The following is a 20,450-nucleotide window of genomic DNA, read 5'->3' on the forward strand; positions in this document are numbered from 1 at the left end:
TCAATAGTTTATGGAACGGCTTTCGGAATGAAAAAGGCGGCTCAAACGTTGATAGTACGACGTTACGTATTTTAGTCCGTAAACTATCGTTTTAGGAACACTTGTCGCGAGAAGATGAAAGATGCCCCCGGGGCGGTCAAGCGCAAATCGCCTCGCCTGGCGTCCGAATCTTTCTTACAAAATTTTAAAACTCGGGGTGTAACGGTATTCCCGAAAGAGGGGGGGCGGTATTCACGATATATTCGCGTCTTCAAGCGCCTCTTAAATCCGCGTATCATAATATCACTCTAAAAAGAAAAAGACGCCCAATAAGGCGTCTCCTCTCCGCTGTGCTGCGAGTAGATAATCGGGATTGAATAATAAGTACGACTTGATTTTATGTCGAATAACAAAGAATTTTTCATATAGTTGGAGGGGATTGGTGATATATGGAGAATTACTAGGTAAATAGACAAAAGAAGGTATGATAAATATGAAATTTGAATTACTAGAAAATGGGTTAGATTCTTTAAAATTTGGAATTGAATTTTACGATAGGTTTATTGATTTAGAAAACAAATATGATGATAACCCTGGTTATTTAAAAATGGCTGTTACGTGTACTCAAAATGCCCTTGAGTTATTTAGTAAAAGATTATTGAGCGGAATAAATGAGTTACTTATATACAAAAAGTTATCGGATGAGATGTTATTGAACATTATTAAAAAACAAAAAGAGGAAGAGGAAAAAGATTATTTTACAACCCCTCTGGAGATATTTATGTTATCTGACCAAGTAAATGTCTTAACAATTGGATATAAGGAATGTATTGAGAGACTCAAAATAATATTTGATTTAACAATTGAACAGTATAAAACGTTAGAAGAAATAGGGCGGCTCAGAAATAAGTTAACACACTTCGGAATAAATAAGACAATTGACTATCATGAAATATTAACTGTTCTGAATGCATCTTTAGAGTTAGTTGACACGTTTTTTCGAAGTAATTTATCAGAAAAAGACCGGGATAAACTTAGTGAATCTCTACCATCTCTTAGCGAAATGATATATTACGGAAGGGAAGAAGAAGCTAAAGCTTGGGCTTCCTTTTTGTCAGATGAGTTTGTTGAAATTAATGAAATATTTATAGATGTTTATTCGGATGATGCATTTATTGAAGAGTTGGCGCAAAGTGGATATGAGTTGGATATCTCTCAAGGATATTACAGTGATTCGGGCCAAATAGAGATAAATTTAATAAAGGATGGCAACAAAACTAGTATATTTAGCTCTTATCACCTACCAAAACTTAATACAACCGTTTATGCGGGGGAAGTCAGTAATGGACCTATCTTGTTTTTGATTGACCATCTAAATAAATATATAGACCTTCAAAAACCGAAACATTTTTACATATATAAAGATTTAACATTTTATGAGAATTTTATTAATTCAAGTACAAAGTTTTGGGAAGAACATAAAAATGAGGGGAAGTGTTATTCTACAAGCTTTACAAAAGATAACATAATAAGGGCTATTAAAAATGCAATATTAAAGTAATAGTAATTGCCTACTGGAAAATTGTCTTTTTCACAAACGTCATAAGCGCAATTAGTTTCGGATTAGTGGGTTGTTGTGCGGTTGCACGCAAAAAGGCGCTCTAGGCGCCCTTCTTATTTATCAAATAATTGCTTTAGCGGACTAAATTTATTGTGCTGAACCGTAACGTTACTCGTCGCCATATTTACATATCTACGGGTCATTGTAATATCCGAATGGCCTAGTATACGCATTAAAGAGAAAGGGTCCCCGCCATTTAATATGTAAAATAACGCGCCCGTATGTCTTAGCGTATGCGGGCTTACACGTTTATTCGTTACTCCTGCTGCGTTCCCATATTCCTTCAATATCCAACGGAAACTCGAAGCCTCTAATGGTCTGCCGTCGTAAGTCAGAAATAAATGCTCATCGTAAAAGTCCTCAATTTCCGCGAGGTATTCGTTCAGATATCGTAGTGTTCGATTAGAAAGCGGAACCGTTCGGCCTTTTCTATTTTTGGTAGAATCCGGCTCTAACGTAATACTTGCGTTTTTAACATCTACATTTTCGCGCTTAATTGATAGTAACTCAGATATGCGAACCATGGAATCTACGCTAACTAATATCATAGTGATGTCGCGGAATCCCACGTACTTCGTATCGTCAATCACACTAAGAATTCGTTGTAATTCATCGGGCGTTAACGCGTCAATCTGTTCATTTGGTTGTTTAACCGGTTTAAATTTCACATGAATCGCTTCATCTATATATTCTTCGCTATGACACCAACGTAAAAAGGCGCGTAGTGTTCTAATACGAATATTTATCGTTGAGTTCATTAGTCCTTTCTCTTGCATAAATTGGACGTAATCAAGAAATGGTTCTGAAGTTATTTCCTCATGTAACAAATCGCGAACTCCCTCGTTAACCTCCAAGAAATCGCAAAACCAATCATAGTGAGTCACATAATCGGCCAGCGTTTTTCGCGCCAATCCTTCCGTTTTCTTAATCACCATAAATTTATCGAAGAGTTGAGACATCGCGAATTTTTTTACCGCATTGCCGTTGAATTTACCTCCCGCGTATTTCCGTGTACCTTTCTTCATTTTAGGTCGCTTAAAACTCGCCTTACCTTTTAGCGCCATAATAAAAAAACCTCCCGCGTGTTAATTTACGCAAAAGGTTTACACTATGTAGTCACCGTAATAGTATCGTTGTTCCACGCGGATTCCCCGTAAAGTACCAACACGGTTTCGATAAAACTCCGATTAATCCGTTCGGGCAATCACCGTACAAATCAACGCTCAAAGCTGCGTCAAATCAGCGAAAGCCTTGCGGGGCTTGGATATTGGCGGGACTGTGTAGGAATCGAACCTACCGGAGACGGCACGCGCCTCCCGTGCGGTTTTGAAGACCGTGGCAAACACCAGTGTTGCAGCCAGCCCCATCATAAAATTAGACATGAAATAATTATGAAGGATCTTAGGGATTAAATCAAGTAAAAATGAAAAGGAATTATTTTAATAAATAGTTTTAAAAAAACCCACATTATAGGAGAAAGGGTGGGGGGTACATTGGATCAAAAACAATCTGAGCTAATTGATAAAATTAAATCGCTGAAGGAACAACTTACAGAAATGCAAAATCAGTACTGGCAGCTTTATTCTAACATGGGGACTTGGCAATTTTGGGTGATTCTTTTAATGTTTACTCTTCCGTTGGTGGCTTTATATTTTTTAATTGATCGTCGAAAAATGCTTCTATTAGGATTTTATGGATTCAATATTCATATTTGGTTTGGGTATATCAATGTTTGGGGGTATAATCGGGGATTATGGGAATACCCTTATGAACTAGTCCCATTTCTTCCAGGGAATTTAGCTTTGGATGCTTCGCTTATACCAGTCTTGTTTATGCTTGTTTATCAATGGACATTAAATCATCGTAAAAATTATTATTTATATACATTAGGACTTTCTGCTTTTTTATCGTTTATTTTTAAACCATTTCTTGTAGCTGTTCATCTGTTTGAACTTGATAAAGGGACGACGTACATTCATCTTTTTATTGCTTATTGTGTCATCTTTTTATTTTCAAAGCTAATAACCAGTATATTTTTAAAGATGCAGAAATCTTAGCAAGTGTGAAGGGAATAAAAGTGTTATGACGATTACGTCTTTCTAATGTTATTGTTTTTCATTCGAGTCATAATCGATTATAGTAGAGTTACAGCGTAGGTAGAAGGACGTGAGAGTATGAAATATTTTACAATTGGCATGGCGGGTCATATTGACCATGGAAAAACATCGTTAACGAGAGCCCTAACGAATGTAGACACCGATCGATTAAAGGAAGAAAAGGAACGTAACATTTCCATAGAACTAGGGTATGCTCCATTTAAGCTTGATGATGAATTTGAAGTTTCAATCATAGATGTACCAGGACATGAACGATTCATAAGACAGATGATTGCCGGTGTTGCCGGAATCGATTTAGTTATTCTTGTCGTTGCGGCAGACGAAGGTGTTATGCCACAAACACGAGAGCATTTGGATATATTATCGTTGTTAGGAATTGAAAGGGGAATGATTGCCGTTTCGAAGGCGGATCGAGTCGACGAGGAGATTCAAGAAATTGTTGAACTAGATATACGTGAAGCAATTGAAGGGACTTTTCTTGAAGAAGCTCCGTTTTTCTTTGTTGATAGCTTAAGTGGCAACGGGATTGATGGGTTAAAATCTGGCATCCGCGAATCACTTGTAAATGTGACAGAACGAAATGCACATGGGGCTTTTCGTTTACCAATTGATCAAGTGTTTACTGTTCATGGTCAAGGAACCGTTGTGCGAGGGACAGTTTATGAAGGAGTAATAGAGGAAGGAGACATGTTAGCGGTGCTTCCACAAGGTTACTCTGTTCGGGCAAGACAGATACAAGTCCATCATCAACAGAGAAGTTCAGGAAGAGCCGGTCAACGTGTTGCCGTTAACATTGGGGGGATTACAAAGCAATCGATTACTCGCGGAAATGTTCTTGTTGCACCGGGTTATTACGAATCAACGACGACAATTGATATATCGTTAAAAATGACAAAGACCTTAACATATCCACTTAAACAACGAGGGGCAATTAAATTACATATTGGTACAGCAGAGATTTATGGGAAAATTGTGTTCTTTGATCGAAATGAATTGCTAGAGAATGATGGGGAAATTTTTTGTCAATTAAGATTAGATCAACCCATTGTGACGAGACGAGGCGACCGTTTTATTTTAAGAAGACCAACACCAATGGAAACAATTGGCGGAGGTCGCGTGATTGATGCACATGGAGAGCGCTATCGGTTTGGGGTAGAAACCATTTCAATGTTAGCTAAAAAAAGTGAAGGTACACCTGAGGAATTGATCACAAGCGTGTTAATTGAAAAGAAATTACTGCCTATTCAAGAGCTTGCTCAACAAACAGGTTTGCAGCCAGAAACGGTTCAAACTATTATTGAAGATATGAAGGGGCGCGAGGAATTATTTCAGTTACCGAGCGGTGAGGTGACAGTGCGAACGGTCGTTCATTCACTAAGGGATGCGGTTGTACAACAATTACAGGCCTATCACGAACAACACCCACTTCGAGAAGGAATTATTAAAGCTGAGCTTATCCAAGGCCTTGCCAAAACGTTCCCAAAACGCTTGTCAGAGTGGCTTATTCAATTGCACGACGATGTCTTCCGTGTTAACGGTCCTTACGTAGCATCAAAGAGCCATCAAGCTCATCCGCCACAGCAGTGGGGAAAACGTATTGAACAAGCTGAGAAAGCTTTAAAGGAAGAGGGGTTAACGGTAACTCCTCTTGAGCAACATTTACAAGCTCAGAAAATTCCTGAAACGCTCTACTCAGATTTACTTCATTATTTTACACGGCAGGCGATTGTGTATCAGCTTGATGAGAAGCTATATATACATCAGGAACCTTTTAAAAATGCAGTTTTGCGCTTGTTTTCTAAATCAAACACACAATTTTCCTTACAACAGGCCAAGGAAGTTACCGAATTAAGTCGAAAATATTTAGTTCCGTTTTTAGAGAAGTTAGATCAATTAGAATTAACTTCGCGTCTTGAAAATGAACGAAAATGGAGAACAACCAATGTCGAACAATTTCTTAATCAATAAACAGCGAATTTTCTTTTTCACACCGTATTATAAACAAAATCGTGGCAATGCAACGACGGCGAAACGATTAGTAAAAGGGTTAAAAGAAGCTTCTTTACAAGTGACTGTTTTTGCTTATGAAGAAGAGACGTGGAACCATACATGGCAAGAGTTATTTGAACAAGCGGATTTATATCACGTGTTGCATTTACGTCGTTTTGCAAGTTGGCAAAACGAGCATCAACTAAATCTTTCAAAGCCATATGTCCTTACATCCGGGGGAACGGATGTGAATGAGGATTTAAAAAACGAGGCAGCAGCCATTTTAATGAAAGCAGTTGCTGATGAATCTTGTGCGATCACTGTGTTTAGTCTTGATGCAAAACAAAAAATTGCCCAAGCTTATCCAGAACTTGCTGCTCGTGTTCATGTTATTCCTCAAAGCATTTGGCTCCCTAATCCAACACCCGAAAATTCCGTTATGAAAGTGAGTGGATGTCCAAAAATTCTGTTACCGGCAGGGTTACGACCTGTGAAGGATGTCTTTTATTTATGGGATGCTCTTTTGGAGCTTAGAAAACACTGGCCTGAGATGTCCTTTTCGATTATCGGGGCTAAACTTGATAAACAGGTTTCTCGTGAAGTTGAAATACGAACAAAGCAGTTCAAGTGGTTTCATTATTTAGGAGAAGTCCCTCTAGAGAAGATGGCAGATATCTATAAACAAATTGACATCGTATTAAATACTTCTAAATCGGAAGGACAGCCAACCTCTTTATTAGAGGCAATGTATATCGGAAAACCGGTAGTAGCTAAAAGAATTCCAGGGAATGAAAGTATTATATGTCACGGGGAAAATGGGTTACTATTCGATTCACCTTATGAATTTTTAGAGCAAGTTAAAACGCTACTAGCCTCTCCGTCTACAAGAGAACGGATCATTGCAGCGGGACGAGAGTACGTAAAAGAACATGATTTAACCAAAGAGGTAGGGCAATATACTTCGGTTTACACTCACTGTATGAACAAAGCATCTCAATCACGCTAAAAAGTGTTTGGAGTAGGCATTCTACTTTACTTTCATGGTAGAAGGTGATAGATTCTATCCTAGACCTTATGATGTTATAAATTTATAGAAAGAACTAGGAGTGGACGATGATGAAGAAATGGTTAATTATGTTTGGTTTAAGTTTTGCACTAACAGCATGTGGCAGTGGGGAACCTGAGACAAGTGAAAATATAGAACCCCCTGCTGAGGAGGAAATCCCGGCAGAGGAAGCAACAGAAAATGATGAGGTATTTGAAGTTGCGGTTATACCATCGCAAACAGTAGGAGAAATGGAAACAGGTCTTAATAATCTTGAAGCACATTTAAGTGAACAATTAAATCGAGAAGTGAAAGTTGAGTCATACCCTAATTATAATGCTGTAGTCGAAGCGATTAATTATAATCATATTGATCTTGCCTTTCTTGGTCCATTAACGTATGTGATTGCTCACGAGCAAAGTGGTGCACAGGCAATCTTAACACAAGAAATTGATGACAGCCCTTATTACTATTCTTATATTATTACGCATCAGGATAATGAATGGGAGAATTTAGAGGGACTTTTAGAGGATAGTGCAGATGTTAATTTTGCTTTTGCAAGTATTTCATCTACATCTGGTCATTTAATGCCTGGCTTACATTTACGTAATTTAGGCTACTACGATGATGAAACAAATCATAAGTTTAACCAAATTCAATTTGCAGGTTCCCACGATGTTGTGGCGACGCTTGTTAAAGAAAAAAATGTTGATGCAGGTGCTATCGATAGTGCGATTTTAAATGAATTAATGGAGCAGGATAAAACGCTTGAAGAGAGCATTAAAGTGCTTTGGGAGTCAGATAAATTATATCAATATCCTTGGGTTGTTCCAGCTCAAATGGATGAAGAGGAAATTAAAAACATACAAGAAGCTTTTTATGAAATAACTGATGAGGAAATATTAAGAATTTTTGGCGGGGCGTCAAAGTTTGTTGAAGCAGATGATGCTAAGTACGCAGAAGTTCTTGAAGCAGCTCGTGAATTTAACATGTTAAGCCTAGAATAGGAGTCTTATTATGGTTTGGTTTCGAAGGCGCTATTTTATTTACTTCGTATTAATTTTATTTGCATTTTGGTGGAGTATGGATGTTACTGGGTTTCAATGGCGAAAGCTTGGGCAATTTTCAAATATGGTTGACATGGCCACTCGATTTTTTCCAATAGAGTGGTCACTCTTTCCTAGAATGGCCCAGGAAAGCCTAGTAACATTGGCAATTGCTTTTTTAGGGACGAGTTTTGCCTTAATCGTTGCTTTACCTTTGAGCTTTTTAGCTGCTCGAACGACAAGTGGACGGGCAATGTATACATTTATTCGCTCTTTTTTAAGCGCCCTTCGATCCATTCCAGAGATTGTATTTGGGTTAATATTTGTGACTGCATTTGGACTAGGTCCCTTTGCAGCAGTATTAGCGATTATTCTTCATAACATTGGTGTACTCGGTAAGCTTATTTCCGAACTCATTGAGTCGGCTGATACTGGACCACAAGAAGCGATGAAGGCTGTTGGTGCGACAAAATGGGTCGGCTATCTATTTTCAATATTGCCACAAATATGGCCAAATGTTCTTTCGAATTACTTTTATCGTTTTGAAGTTGCGATTCGAACGTCTCTTATATTAGGTTTTATTGGTGGAGGTGGAATTGGACAGCAGTTGTTTAACCATTTTCAAAGCTTTTATTACCAAGCAGTGGCTCTGGATATTGTCTGTATCATGGTTCTTGTTATCCTCGTTGATGTCATTGGTGGACGAATTCGAGCAGGAGTTATATAGGAGGAGAGCTTGTGTTAACAGTTTCCAATTTAGTTGTCCAATACCCTAAATCAAAAGAATCTGCGATTAATCATCTATCACTATCCATTAATAAAGGTGAGTTTGTCTGTGTGCTTGGGAAGAGTGGCGCGGGAAAATCAACATTTATTCGCAGTCTTAATGGGTTACAACGGCCAACTTCAGGGTCAATACGCTGGGAAGGGATAGAACTAACTTCATTAAGAGAAGCGAAGCTAAGACAACTGCGTTCTGAAATCGTCATGATCTTTCAACACTTTAATTTAATACCGAGAATGTCGGTGTTTCAAAATACGTTAACAGGTTCCTTTGGAAAAAGGGCTCCCTACAAAAATATCTTTGGCTTGTTCTCAGCCGAAGAAAAAGAAAAGGCTTATAATGTATTAAAGCAGGTTGAATTATCGGCACATGCGCATAAACGAGTCGAAGCATTAAGTGGCGGGCAAAAGCAGCGTGTTGGAATTGCACGTGCACTAATGCAGGAACCGAGAATGCTACTTGGCGATGAACCAGTTGCAAGTTTAGATCCTTCAACCTCGAGGAAGATATTTGAACTTTTAAAGAAGATTCATATTGAACGTGAATTAGTAACGATAGTCAATGTGCACGATGTTCAATTGGCAAAAGAGTTTGCGACAAGAATTATTGCGTTTCGGGACGGACACCTAGTTTTTGATGATTCGCCTAAACAGCTTACAGATGAAATGTTTACGAACATATATGGATAAAGAAGAAGCAATACTAAATGCTTCTTCTTTTATTTTTTATCTAAGTAGGGCGTTGAAAAAATTTAAATGCAAAAATGTATGGTAAAGCAAAAAAAGAGAAGGTAAGGATTATTATTTACCGTATTGACAATGATTTTTTAAAGACAATGCTTAATCGATGAAAAATGATATAGAAAAATCTTAGGGTAGTGACTACATTTTTTCTATAAAAATGGTAAGATAGAAGAATAGTTTATTAATTTATTTAATTAATGAGGTGAGTTTTAATGGGCAAAAGGTTATATCACGGAGCGGCCTATTATCCGGAACTTTGGAGCGAAGAGATTATTGAACAGGATATTATGCTAATGAAGGAAGCTGGTATAAATGTTGTGCGTATCGGTGAATTTGCATGGCATACGATGGAGCCTGAAGAAGGGAATATCGATTTAGATTTTTTTGTAAACGTAATCAAAGAACTTTATGACAATGGGATTGAAACGGTTATGTGTACACCGACGCCGACACCACCAATTTGGTTTACCCATGGTCATCCTGAACGAATGTATATCGATCAGGATGGGAAGGTGATGGGGCATGGATCACGACAACATGCTTGTACGAATAACGCTTACTTTCGTGAAAAAGCGAACATCATTACGGAGCATATTGCAAAAGCGGTAGGAAATCTACCAGGTTTAATTGGATGGCAGATTGATAATGAATTTAAATGCCATGTTAGTGAATGTATGTGTAAGACGTGTAAATCACTATGGCATGAGTGGCTAAAAGAACGTTATGGAACTGTTGAGAAATTAAATGAGGCATGGGGAACGAAAATTTGGAGTGAATATTATCATAGCTTCGAACAAGTACCGCAGCCTGGACCAGCTCCATTTTTACATAACTCTTCTTTGAGTACAATGTATCGACTTTTTTCAATGGAGAAAATCGCAGAGTTTTCGGATAGTCAAGCTGAACTGATTCGTAAATATTCGGATGCACCCATTACACATAACAGTAACATTCCTTTTGCTGTAGATAATGAGCGATTGTTTAAGAACTTGGACTTTGCTTCGTTCGATACGTATGCAACACAGGAAAACAAGGCGAGTTACTTAATGAATTGTGATTTGTGGCGTAATTTTAAACGTGGTCGCGATTTTTGGATTATGGAAACAAGTACTTCCTATGCTGCCTCTTTAGAAAGCTATGCCAGTCCACATGCAAATGGCTATTTAAGAGCTGAAGCGGTGGCTGCATATGCATTAGGAGCCGAAGCGTTCTGTTATTGGTTATGGAGACAGCAGCGGGCTGGTTGTGAGCAGCCACATGGCTCTGTCATAAGTGCATGGGGAAAACCGACTGTTGGTTATCAAAATGTGTTAGCTGTTGAAGAAATGAGAAAGAAAATTGAGCCTTTTATCGTAACAACAAGACCTAAGCAGCCCGAAGTAGCTGTTACTTATTCAGATAGGGCAAAAGTGTTTCTACAAACAGAACCTCATCAAGGATTAGATTATCGCGGATTAATTACGAGTTTCTATGAAAGAGTAGTTTCATTAGGAATTCATCGGGATGTGATTCCTGAGAATGCTAGTTTAGAAGGATATAAGCTTTTGTTTACACCTTTTGTTCAATATATCTCTAAGGAATACATTGATAAAGCGATAGCATTTGTTGAAGCAGGGGGGACGTGGGTTGTTGGTCCGCTTAGTGGTGGTAGAACGGGAGAACATACGATACACACGAATGCGGCCTTGGGTGACCTAGAAGAAAAAGTCGGTGTCGAAGCATTATACACGTATCCAATGGACGGAACAGGGGCAATTGGCAACGCCTTTGGAGAAAAAGCACCATTAGGTTTATGGAGTACGATTTTTGAATATGATGAAAAAACGGCAGTTGGTACAGTAGAAGGTGGTGTATCAGAAGGAAAAGCGTTTATCACAGAATATAAAATAGGTGACGGGAAAGTGGTCATGCTAGGAGCATTGCCAATAGGTGAAGCGGGAGATAGTCTATTAAAGAAAATGATAAAGCATTATTCGAATGAAGCAGATATTCCTTCACAAGCCGTGACAAATGGAACCATTGTTGCGCCACGAGTCAATGAAGACTTCGAAACATGGTTTGTCATTAATATGGACGGTAAAGGGGGAACGGTTACACTTCCTTCAAATGCGGTTGATGGACTCAGTCATGAACGTATATCAAAAGGAGAAATAAACGTTGGTCCGTACGAGTATCGTGTAATTGAATTGCGATAATAGCTACAAGCTATCAGTTGCTATCTTAATGATAGCGACTGATAGCTTGTTTTGTTGAACGGTGTCAAAAAACCATATATTTCGCAAATGATAAACAAGAAACGAATTGGTGAAGGGATAAGGAGGAAATTTCTGCACATTTATGATAATGTGTTTTTAACGACATGAATTGGAGGGATGAGAAGATGTTACCGAAAGAAATTGTTACAGCTCTAAATAATCAAATGAACTATGAATTTGAAGCAGCACACTCCTACCTAGCTATGGCTTCATACTTTTCAGCACATGGCTATCATGGTTTTGCTAATTTTTATATGGTCCAAGCTGAGGAAGAACGTTTTCATGCGATGAAGTTTTATCACTTCCTTGTTTCAATGGGAGAGCGTCCACATTTCAAAGCTCTTACTGCTCCAAATAATATGCATGAAAGTCCATTACATATCGCGAAGCAATCACTTGAACAGGAGCAAGCAGTAACCCGAAGTATTTATGCTATCATGGATCTTGCGACGGAACATAAGGAGCATGCGACGATCCAATTTTTACATTGGTTTGTTGATGAGCAAGTGGAAGAAGAGGAACTATTCCGTGATATTATTCAAAAACTTTCTGGCATAAGTGTTGGCGGTGACTACTTTATGATGATGGATAAAGAATTTGCTGAACGGAAAATGCATTAATGATAGAAACAAAAGGACGCTTGTCACCCAAGCGTCCTTTTATAATCTAAGTTACATTACTTTTATTGCATGTTCACCTTTCTCAACAACTCGTCCGATTATTGTCGCGTGCGCTTCGTCACCATGCATCGCGTTCACATAGGAGTTTGCCTCGTCTTCCGTTAGGCTAATGAGTAGCCCACCAGATGTAATTGCATCACATAAAATGCTTTTCTCCACGTCTGTGACTGTTTCCGAATAAAAAACTGAGTCGGCAAGCCAACGTTCATTTGCTTTCGAGCCCCCAGGAATGATTCCCTTTTCTGCAAGCTCTTGTGTCCCATCAAGCATCGGAACATTTTTCACATCAATTTCAAACGTGACATCACTACCTTTTGCCATTTCAAAACTGTGGCCTAATAAACCAAAGCCAGTAACATCTGTAACAGCATGAGGGTGTAGTTGCTCTAAATGTTCAGCAGCATGTTTATTTAGTAAAGCCATCGTTTCGGTTACAGCAGCTTCTTGCTCCGGTGTTACAGCTTCACGTTTAATTCCAGTAGTTAAAATACCTACTCCAATTGGTTTGGTTAATACGAGTACATCGCCCGGTTTGGCCCCGACGTTTTTAAAAATGCGGTCAGGATGGGCAAGGCCTGTAACGGATAATCCGAACTTTGGTTCTTGATCGTCGATAGAATGTCCACCGACAATAACAGCCCCTGCTTCTTTTGTTTTATCTGCTGCGCCACGTAATATATCAGCGAGCATTTCAGGTGGAAGCTTTTTAATAGGAAAGCCAACAATATTCATAACCGTTGTAGGTTTTCCACCCATTGCATAAACGTCACTTAATGCATTTGCGGCTGCGATTTGCCCAAACATATAAGGGTCATCGACAACGGGGGTAAAATAGTCGACTGTTTGAATCATAGCTAGGTCGTCAGTTAAGCGATAAGCACCAGCATCATCGGACGTATCAAGGCCAACTAATAAATTTGAGTCATGTGTTTGCTTCGGTAAATGTCGCAAAACTTGCGACAGGTCTTCAGGACCAATTTTGCATCCTCAACCAGCTTTCGTTGAAAATGATGTGAGACGAATCATTTCTTGTTTGTCCAATTAGGACACCTCCTAAGTTATCATTCAAAGAGAAACGTTTACTTCTCGATAATAGTTTGGCTATTGAGAGCGGAATTTTTGCATCCGTCCTCATATTATCCTACAATAGAGGAGAAAAATCTGTAAAGGAGTTTGATTTGAATGGGCTATAAAGTATCTGTTGAATTTTGTATGATGTGAAACTATGCACCTAAAGCCGTGAGTTTCACGGACGAATTATTGGAGCATTTTCGTGGTAAGGTTGAAGAGGTTAAACTTATCACAAGTTCTGGCGGAGTGTTTGAAGTTACGGTTAACGATGAAAAGGTTTATTCAAAGAAGGAAACAGGTGAGTTTCCTGATCCACAAGCAGTTATAAAACAAATAGAAGCGATGGACGCTTAGTAAGAGCCCTTCTTCAGTGCTTTTACTAGGCTGAAGAAGGGTGGCATTTTGTTGAATACATTATTACGTCAAATTCCAGCTATTCACGAGTTACAACAGGACTCGAGGAGTAGCGATTTATTAAATAAAGGTTTTTCAGTTGAGTTAGTAACAGAGTGGATTCAAGCGTCTGTATCCGAGCTAAGACAGGAACTATTGCAAGGTCTGTCGATTGAATCTTCACTGATCACGAATATTATTTTTGAAAAGGTAAAAGAAAGACTTACTGCTTACAATACAACGAATTTACAGCGAGTTATTAATGCAACAGGTACTGTTTTACATACAAATCTTGGGCGCGCAAAGCTTTCTCAAGAAGCGATTGACCAAGTGATTGATGTTGCAGGAAATTATTCAAATTTAGAATATAATTTGGAAAAGGGGCAAAGAGGCTCAAGGCATGATATCATCGAAGATTTAGTAAAACAAGTTACAGGTGCTGAAGCCGCAATGGTCGTAAACAATAATGCGGCTGCAGTCTATCTTGTTTTAAAAGCTCTTGCTCGTGATAAAGAGGTCATTGTATCAAGAGGAGAATTAGTTGAGATAGGTGGTTCTTTTCGCGTATCCTCAATAATGGAGGAAAGTGGTGCATCTCTTGTTGAAGTGGGAACAACAAATAAAACTCATTTCTACGATTACGAACAAGCGATCACTGAAAATACAGCAATGATTATGAAAGTTCATACTAGTAATTTCAAAACGATCGGGTTTACAAGTGATGTAGCAGCTAAGCAGTTAGCACCTTTAACTCAATCGAAGGATATACTATTATACGAGGATTTAGGAAGTGGCGCGCTATTTGACTTAAGAACATATCAAATAGGTGAAGAGCCGACTGTGAAAGAAAGCCTTCAACAAGGTGCAGACATCGTTACCTTTAGTGGTGATAAACTTCTTGGTGGTCCTCAAGCTGGAATTATTGCTGGGAAGAAACGCTGGATTCAAAAATTAAAAAAGCATCAGCTAGCACGAGTTCTTCGTGTTGATAAAATGACACTTGCTGCCCTGGAAGCAACGTTTAAGGCATATCAAGATGAAAAGCAAGCAAAGCAGCTTCCTACGATGAAGGCGATATTATTAACCGAGGATGAAATTAAAGAAAAGGCCGAGCATTTCCGTGAAAAATTATCAAAGGTTTGGAATACTGAGCTTATTAAAGATGTTTCTATGGTCGGTGGTGGCACGATGCCAGCAGTTGAACTTAATACGTATTTGTTATTATTGTCGAATGAACACATTAAAGCCCAGAATCTTCATGAACAGTTACGTATGGGAAATCCTGCTGTTGTGACTCGGTTGAAAGAGAATTGTATTGCTCTTGATTTTCGTACAATTGATGATAAGGAATCGGTTGATTTACTCGTTCGATTGCAGGAGTTTGAACCGACGAACTCGTGAAAGGGGAATGTCACCATGAAAGGTAAACCAGCTTCCCAATCAAAAACGATTTTAACTGATCTTGTGTTACCACCTGATACTAATCATCTTGGAACGATGTTCGGGGGGAATGTGATGGCGTACGTTGATAAAGTCGCTAGTATCGCAGCAATGCGACATTCACGAAGATCTGTCGTAACGGCTTCAAGTGATAGTTTTGATTTTATTTCACCTATCCGCACAGGAGAGGCAATTTGTATCGAAGGGATTGTTACGTATACAAGAAGAACATCAATGGAGGTATTTGTGAAGGTCGAAGCAGAAGATCTCCAAACTGGAGAACGGAGACTCACAGCAACGTCTTATTTAACCTTTGTTGCTTTAAATGATGAAGGGAAGCCAATCACAGTCGTTCCAGTTATTCCGGAAACGGATGAGGAGAAATGGCATTACGATCAGGCTGAAGATCGGTATCACTCAAGGAAAAAAAGACGAGAAGAAAGTTTAAAGCACCAAGAGGATAAATGAAAAAGGAACGGCACCAATTGTTAGAGGTGCCGTTCCTTTTTAGAAAGCTACATGAAAGGAATTTTTTTAGTGGCCGCCTTTTTGGTTCCTGATTTTCACTTTTTTTGAACCACTTAATGGTTCAGGCTGGCTAGCTGAATATTGACCTTTTGGTGAATTCCTTCTTTGATCTTTATATGTGTTATGCTCTGTCATGAACATTCCCTCCAGACTATTGACGTTTCTTCGTTTTTTTATTGTTTTGTCTTTGCATTTCCGTTAGTGGTTCATTACCCATCTCTTCCATTACTTGTGATGATAACCCTGTGTCTTTCCCTTGTGCTTTAGCGTCATTCATCCCCGGTCTTACGTGATTTGCTTTTTTTCTCGTCATTGTTATCACCTCCATCATACATATAGTTTGTGTCGATAAAAAAGGATCATTCGTTGCATTTGTAATATATAAGACTAGTTTGAGGAATAATGGGTGTAGACGAACGACAGTGAAGTGGGGATTTTGTTTTTCTTTGAAAAAGCCTTTATTTCGGATGGGGATTTGTCCTAATGTTCGGTTTTTCTTTCAAAAACCTTAGTTTTTTATTCTAATTGGTTTCGAAGTACTATTTTTTTCGAAAAATACAATCAATAAAATTTTAAAAATTCATTTATTCTTTTCTTGATTTTTGCTATTCTAGAGAAGGAGTGTGGCAACTATAAAGCGCTTTCTAATGTAGTAAGGCTTCATTCCAATATAGATAGATTTAGACAAGTTGTGCCGCATGCGGTATGATAGTTTTGAGAAGGAGGGTATACATATGTCAAAGAGTAATGATGTTTTTAAGGCTCGTTCGTCTTTTTCAGTAGACGGAAAAACGTATAATTATTATTCATTGCAAGCTTTAGAAGATGCTGGTATTGGACAGGTGTCGAAGCTACCATATTCGGTAAAGGTGTTATTAGAATCTGTTCTACGTCAGTATGATGATTATTTCATTAAAAAAGAACATGTAGAAAACCTAGCGAAGTGGGGAACTGCTGAGCAGAGTGCTGACGTTGATGTTCCTTTCAAGCCATCACGTGTTATTTTACAAGACTTCACAGGTGTTCCAACGGTTGTTGACCTTGCAGCACTACGTAAGGCTATGGCTGATATGGGTGGTAACCCTGACCAAATTAACCCTGAAATCCCTGTAGACTTAGTTATTGACCACTCTGTACAAGTTGATAAAGCAGGTACAGATGATTCATTAGACTTTAACATGAACCTAGAATTCCAACGTAATGAAGAGCGTTATAAGTTCCTTAGCTGGGCAAAAAAAGCATTTGATAACTATCGTGCCGTTCCACCAGCAACAGGGATTGTTCACCAAGTTAACCTTGAGTATTTAGCAAACGTTGTTCATTCTCTTGAAAAAGACGGGGAAACGATTGCATTTCCAGATACACTTGTAGGTACTGATTCTCATACAACAATGATTAACGGTATTGGTGTACTTGGATGGGGTGTTGGTGGTATTGAAGCAGAAGCTGGTATGCTTGGCCAACCTTCATACTTCCCAGTTCCAGAAGTTATCGGTGTTAAATTCACAGGTTCTCTTCCAAGTGGAACAACAGCAACAGACGTAGCGCTAAAAGTTACACAAGTTTTACGTGAGAAAAAGGTAGTAGGTAAGTTTGTTGAATTCTACGGTCCTGGTCTAGCAGTAATGCCACTTGCTGATCGTGCAACAATTTCAAACATGGCTCCAGAATATGGTGCAACATGTGGTTTCTTCCCAGTTGATGAAGAAGCACTAAACTATCTACGTCTTACAGGTCGTTCTGAAGAGCAAATTAAGCTTGTTGAAGAGTACAGTAAGGCAAATGGCTTATTTTATGTACCAGGTGAAACACCTGATCCAACATATACAAGTGTGGTTGAGATTGACCTTTCTGAAATTGTGGCAAACCTTTCTGGTCCTAAACGCCCACAAGATCTTGTACCATTAACTGAAATGCAAGATTCTTTCCGCAAAGCTGTTGTAGCACCACAAGGAACACAAGGGCTTGGACTTTCAGAGGAAGAATTTAAGAAAGAAGTGAAGGTTAGCTTCAAGGATGGTCGTGAAACAGTTATGAAAACTGGTTCAATTGCAATTGCGGCTATTACAAGCTGTACGAACACTTCAAACCCTTATGTTCTTATCGGAGCAGGGCTTGTTGCGAAAAAGGCTGTTGAAAAAGGTTTAGAAGTTCCTGAGTTCGTTAAAACGTCATTAGCTCCTGGTTCAAAGGTTGTTACAGGTTACTTAACAGATTCTGGCCTTCTTCCATATATGGAAAAGCTCGGCTTTAATATTGTTGGTTATGGCTGTACAACATGTATTGGTAACTCAGGTCCTTTAGAGGATGAAATCGAAGCGGCGGTTGCAGAAAACGACTTAACAGTAACGTCTGTACTTTCTGGTAACCGTAACTTTGAGGGGCGTATTCATCCGTTAGTAAAAGCGAACTACTTAGCGTCACCACCGCTAGTTGTTGCTTATGCGTTAGCAGGAACTGTTGATGTAGACCTTCAAAATGATTCTTTAGGTAAGGATAAAGACGGAAATGATGTCTTCTTTAAAGATATCTGGCCTTCAGCTGCAGAAATTAAAGAAGTAGTTCAATCAACAGTAACACCTGAGCTATTCCGTCGTGAATATGATGAAGTATTCAATAGTAATGCTCGTTGGAATGAAATTTCTACGACTGAAGATTCACTTTATCAGTGGGATGAAGATTCAACATACATTGCAAATCCTCCGTTCTTTGAAGGATTATCTGCTGAACCAGAAGATATTAAGCCATTATCAGGTCTTCGTGTTATCGGTAAATTTGGTGACACTGTTACAACTGACCATATTTCTCCTGCTGGTGCAATCGGTAAAGATACGCCTGCTGGTAAGTACTTAATGTCTAAAGGTGTTGAGCCAAAAGATTTCAACTCTTACGGATCGCGTCGTGGTCACCACGAAGTTATGATGCGTGGTACATTTGCGAATATCCGTATTCGTAACCAAGTTGCTCCTGGTACTGAAGGTGGATTCACAACATACTGGCCTACTGGTGAAGTAACATCAATTTATGATGCTGCAATGAAGTACAAAGAAGATGGAACAGGTCTTGCTATCCTTGCAGGTAAGGATTACGGAATGGGAAGCTCACGTGACTGGGCTGCTAAAGGTACAAACCTATTAGGTATTAAGACAGTTATTGCAGAAAGCTATGAGCGTATTCACCGTAGCAACCTTGTTCTTATGGGTGTACTTCCACTTCAGTTCTTAGAGGGTGACAGTGCAGAATCTTTAGGATTAACAGGTAAAGAATCATTTGATGTTCAATTATCAAATGATGTTAAGCCACGTGACATCGTTAAAGTTGTGGCAACAGATGAAAACGGAAAGAAAACGGAATTTGAAGCACTCGTTCGTTTCGATAGTGAAGTAGATGTTGATTACTATCGTCATGGTGGTATCCTTCAAATGGTTCTTCGTAACCGTTTAGCATAATATAAAGAAAACAATCCGCATTTTTGCGGATTGTTTTTCTTTATAATTAAAAATTTCACGTACCGTATTAAAAATAAAAAAAGAATTCATAACTGATGAAGATTTGAGCAAGCTACCAATGAAGAATAAGAAAGTGAGGGATAGAAATGGGTCGTCAGAAAAAGGGTAATCCAAACGCACAGCGCAATAATAATGCCAAAAAGCAAGGAAAAGACAATCATCCAGAAACAGAATTTGAGACGTATGCAGATAGAGAAGCCGAAAAAATGAATCGAAACTTCAAAGGATAAAGGAGTCGGTTATGACTGTTCAAACACAAATACAGCAAGCGATAGCCTCTGCACAAAGTGTAGAAGCAAGTTTAACACAGTTTGCACTTGAAACACAGAATCAACAAGCCAAATCGATGTTTCAACAGTTAGCAGAGCAACAAAAAAACATTGTAACGATGCTTGAAGGGCGTTATCAGCAAGTGTTACAGGAAGAACCACAATTTAATCAAAATTAAACGAAGGGAAAGGTTATTATACCTTTCCTTATACGATATGATTTAAAAGCAGGTGATTCACTTGTTCGAATTTTGGACTGGATCAGAAACACTTCCAATTTCAGGTTTTCTTATTAGAGCGGTTATCGTGTATCTTTATATTTTTATCCTAGTTAAAATTATAGGGCAACGTTCAATGAATGCCATTGAGCCTCTAGACTTTATATTTGGCGTTGTCATCGGGGATATTTTAGGAGAACCATTAGCAGATGGAGAAGCACCATTAGCTGGTCCATTTTCAGCGGCAGCCTTAGTTGCTACACTGCATGTATCTCTTACACTTGTTGCACTTAGAGCTCCTCGTTTAAGACGTGTATTAGAGGATGAACCGATTATTTTAATGAGGCATGGTGTCATTTTACATGAACAATTAAAAAAAGCACGTATTACACTGGAATCATTTATGATGGATCTTAGGCTAAAAAGTGCAACCGATTTAAATGAGGTTGAGTACGCAATATTAGAGATGAACGGTGATATTAGTGTCATTAAAAAGTCTGCTTACGATTCTGTAACACCAAATGACCTTCAAATGTCAACACCTTCGAAGGGATATCCATCTGTATTAATTGAAGATGGACATATAATAGATGCAAATGTAAAGAAATTCGGTACGGTTGATTGGTTAAGAACAGAAATTCATAAGCACGGATATGCAAATCCAAAGGAAATTTTTTGTATGACGATTGATGAAATAGGAAATATTTTCATTAGTCCAAAAGAAAAAAAGAAAACAAATTAAGTATAAATTCACTCCTTTTTC

19 protein-coding genes, 1 tRNA gene and 1 pseudogene are annotated in these 20,450 nt (G+C 38.6%); 16 read left to right on the forward strand and 5 right to left on the reverse strand.

Annotated elements, in window-relative coordinates:
* Nucleotides 1-472 precede the first annotated feature (472 nt).
* On the forward strand, nucleotides 473-1,540 hold the full coding sequence (locus B1R93_RS17600; RefSeq protein WP_088105255.1) for a hypothetical protein: 1,068 nt from the start codon (nucleotides 473-475) through the stop codon (nucleotides 1,538-1,540).
* Between the two features lie 113 nt (nucleotides 1,541-1,653).
* Here the strand turns inward: B1R93_RS17600 and B1R93_RS17605 are convergent, their stop codons facing one another.
* Nucleotides 1,654-2,664 carry a tyrosine-type recombinase/integrase gene (locus B1R93_RS17605; protein WP_245308318.1) on the reverse strand — a complete coding sequence of 337 codons (1,011 nt, stop codon included), beginning with the start codon at nucleotides 2,662-2,664 and terminating at the stop codon, nucleotides 1,654-1,656.
* A gap of 204 nt (nucleotides 2,665-2,868) precedes the next feature.
* Nucleotides 2,869-2,965 (reverse strand) — tRNA-Sec (locus B1R93_RS23095).
* Nucleotides 2,966-3,093: 128 nt separating this feature from the next.
* Here B1R93_RS23095 and B1R93_RS17610 point away from each other — a divergent pair.
* From B1R93_RS17610 to B1R93_RS17645, 8 genes are all read left to right on the forward strand, one after another.
* Nucleotides 3,094-3,657 (forward strand): CBO0543 family protein, encoded by a 564-nt coding sequence (locus B1R93_RS17610; protein WP_088105680.1) that lies wholly within the window; start codon nucleotides 3,094-3,096, stop codon nucleotides 3,655-3,657.
* Between the two features lie 117 nt (nucleotides 3,658-3,774).
* Nucleotides 3,775-5,685 carry a selenocysteine-specific translation elongation factor gene (selB, locus tag B1R93_RS17615; RefSeq protein ID WP_088105256.1) on the forward strand — a complete coding sequence of 637 codons (1,911 nt, stop codon included), beginning with the start codon at nucleotides 3,775-3,777 and terminating at the stop codon, nucleotides 5,683-5,685.
* Nucleotides 5,660-6,712, forward strand: a complete 1,053-nt coding sequence (locus B1R93_RS17620; protein WP_165763863.1) for a glycosyltransferase — start codon at nucleotides 5,660-5,662, stop codon at nucleotides 6,710-6,712. The genes selB and B1R93_RS17620 overlap by 26 nt, the downstream gene beginning before the upstream one ends.
* A gap of 110 nt (nucleotides 6,713-6,822) precedes the next feature.
* A complete protein-coding gene (phnD, locus tag B1R93_RS17625; RefSeq protein WP_088105258.1) occupies nucleotides 6,823-7,758 on the forward strand; it encodes a phosphate/phosphite/phosphonate ABC transporter substrate-binding protein in 936 nt (311 codons plus the stop codon).
* A gap of 10 nt (nucleotides 7,759-7,768) precedes the next feature.
* Complete coding sequence (phnE, locus tag B1R93_RS17630; protein WP_088105259.1) at nucleotides 7,769-8,524, forward strand: phosphonate ABC transporter, permease protein PhnE; 756 nt, start codon at nucleotides 7,769-7,771, stop codon at nucleotides 8,522-8,524.
* 11 nt (nucleotides 8,525-8,535) lie between these two features.
* Nucleotides 8,536-9,270 (forward strand): phosphonate ABC transporter ATP-binding protein, encoded by a 735-nt coding sequence (gene phnC / locus B1R93_RS17635; protein ID WP_088105260.1) that lies wholly within the window; start codon nucleotides 8,536-8,538, stop codon nucleotides 9,268-9,270.
* A 266-nt stretch (nucleotides 9,271-9,536) separates the two neighbouring features.
* Nucleotides 9,537-11,519, forward strand: coding sequence for a beta-galactosidase (locus B1R93_RS17640; RefSeq protein WP_088105261.1), 1,983 nt, complete (start codon nucleotides 9,537-9,539; stop codon nucleotides 11,517-11,519).
* Nucleotides 11,520-11,704: 185 nt separating this feature from the next.
* On the forward strand, nucleotides 11,705-12,199 hold the full coding sequence (locus B1R93_RS17645) for a ferritin (protein WP_088105262.1): 495 nt from the start codon (nucleotides 11,705-11,707) through the stop codon (nucleotides 12,197-12,199).
* Between the two features lie 51 nt (nucleotides 12,200-12,250).
* Here B1R93_RS17645 and selD read toward each other — a convergent pair whose 3' ends face one another.
* Nucleotides 12,251-13,285, reverse strand: coding sequence for a selenide, water dikinase SelD (gene selD, locus B1R93_RS17650; RefSeq protein ID WP_342587538.1), 1,035 nt, complete (start codon nucleotides 13,283-13,285; stop codon nucleotides 12,251-12,253).
* Between the two features lie 207 nt (nucleotides 13,286-13,492).
* Here selD and B1R93_RS17655 point away from each other — a divergent pair.
* The 3 genes and pseudogenes from B1R93_RS17655 to B1R93_RS17665 all read left to right on the forward strand — a co-directional run.
* A pseudogene (locus tag B1R93_RS17655) lies at nucleotides 13,493-13,684 on the forward strand (Rdx family protein); the annotation flags it as partial.
* Nucleotides 13,685-13,735: 51 nt separating this feature from the next.
* The gene (gene selA / locus B1R93_RS17660; protein ID WP_088105265.1) at nucleotides 13,736-15,124 is read left to right on the forward strand and encodes an L-seryl-tRNA(Sec) selenium transferase; all 1,389 of its coding nucleotides are present in this window, start codon (nucleotides 13,736-13,738) and stop codon (nucleotides 15,122-15,124) included.
* Between the two features lie 15 nt (nucleotides 15,125-15,139).
* Entirely contained in the window at nucleotides 15,140-15,631 is a 492-nt protein-coding gene (locus tag B1R93_RS17665; RefSeq protein ID WP_088105266.1) for an acyl-CoA thioesterase, read from the forward strand.
* A 66-nt stretch (nucleotides 15,632-15,697) separates the two neighbouring features.
* On the opposite strand, the gene B1R93_RS17670 is transcribed toward B1R93_RS17665, so the two are convergent.
* Nucleotides 15,698-15,826 (reverse strand): small acid-soluble spore protein P, encoded by a 129-nt coding sequence (locus B1R93_RS17670; protein WP_088105267.1) that lies wholly within the window; start codon nucleotides 15,824-15,826, stop codon nucleotides 15,698-15,700.
* Between the two features lie 16 nt (nucleotides 15,827-15,842).
* Nucleotides 15,843-16,004, reverse strand: coding sequence for a small acid-soluble spore protein O (sspO, locus tag B1R93_RS17675; protein WP_088105268.1), 162 nt, complete (start codon nucleotides 16,002-16,004; stop codon nucleotides 15,843-15,845).
* 421 nt (nucleotides 16,005-16,425) lie between these two features.
* Between sspO and acnA the strand changes: the two genes are divergently transcribed.
* From acnA to B1R93_RS17690, 4 genes are all read left to right on the forward strand, one after another.
* On the forward strand, nucleotides 16,426-19,140 hold the full coding sequence (acnA, locus tag B1R93_RS17680; protein WP_088105269.1) for an aconitate hydratase AcnA: 2,715 nt from the start codon (nucleotides 16,426-16,428) through the stop codon (nucleotides 19,138-19,140).
* Nucleotides 19,141-19,286: 146 nt separating this feature from the next.
* Entirely contained in the window at nucleotides 19,287-19,430 is a 144-nt protein-coding gene (locus B1R93_RS23100) for a hypothetical protein (protein WP_165763865.1), read from the forward strand.
* Between the two features lie 11 nt (nucleotides 19,431-19,441).
* Nucleotides 19,442-19,648: a DUF1657 domain-containing protein gene (locus tag B1R93_RS17685; protein WP_088105270.1), complete on the forward strand. Its 207-nt coding sequence runs from the start codon at nucleotides 19,442-19,444 to the stop codon at nucleotides 19,646-19,648.
* A gap of 61 nt (nucleotides 19,649-19,709) precedes the next feature.
* Nucleotides 19,710-20,429, forward strand: coding sequence for a DUF421 domain-containing protein (locus B1R93_RS17690; protein WP_088105271.1), 720 nt, complete (start codon nucleotides 19,710-19,712; stop codon nucleotides 20,427-20,429).
* The last annotated feature ends 21 nt before the right edge of the window (nucleotides 20,430-20,450 follow it).

It is taken from the genome of Halalkalibacter urbisdiaboli (genome assembly GCF_002156385.1).
In the GTDB taxonomy this organism is placed as follows: domain Bacteria; phylum Bacillota; class Bacilli; order Bacillales; family Bacillaceae_D; genus Halalkalibacter_A; species Halalkalibacter_A urbisdiaboli.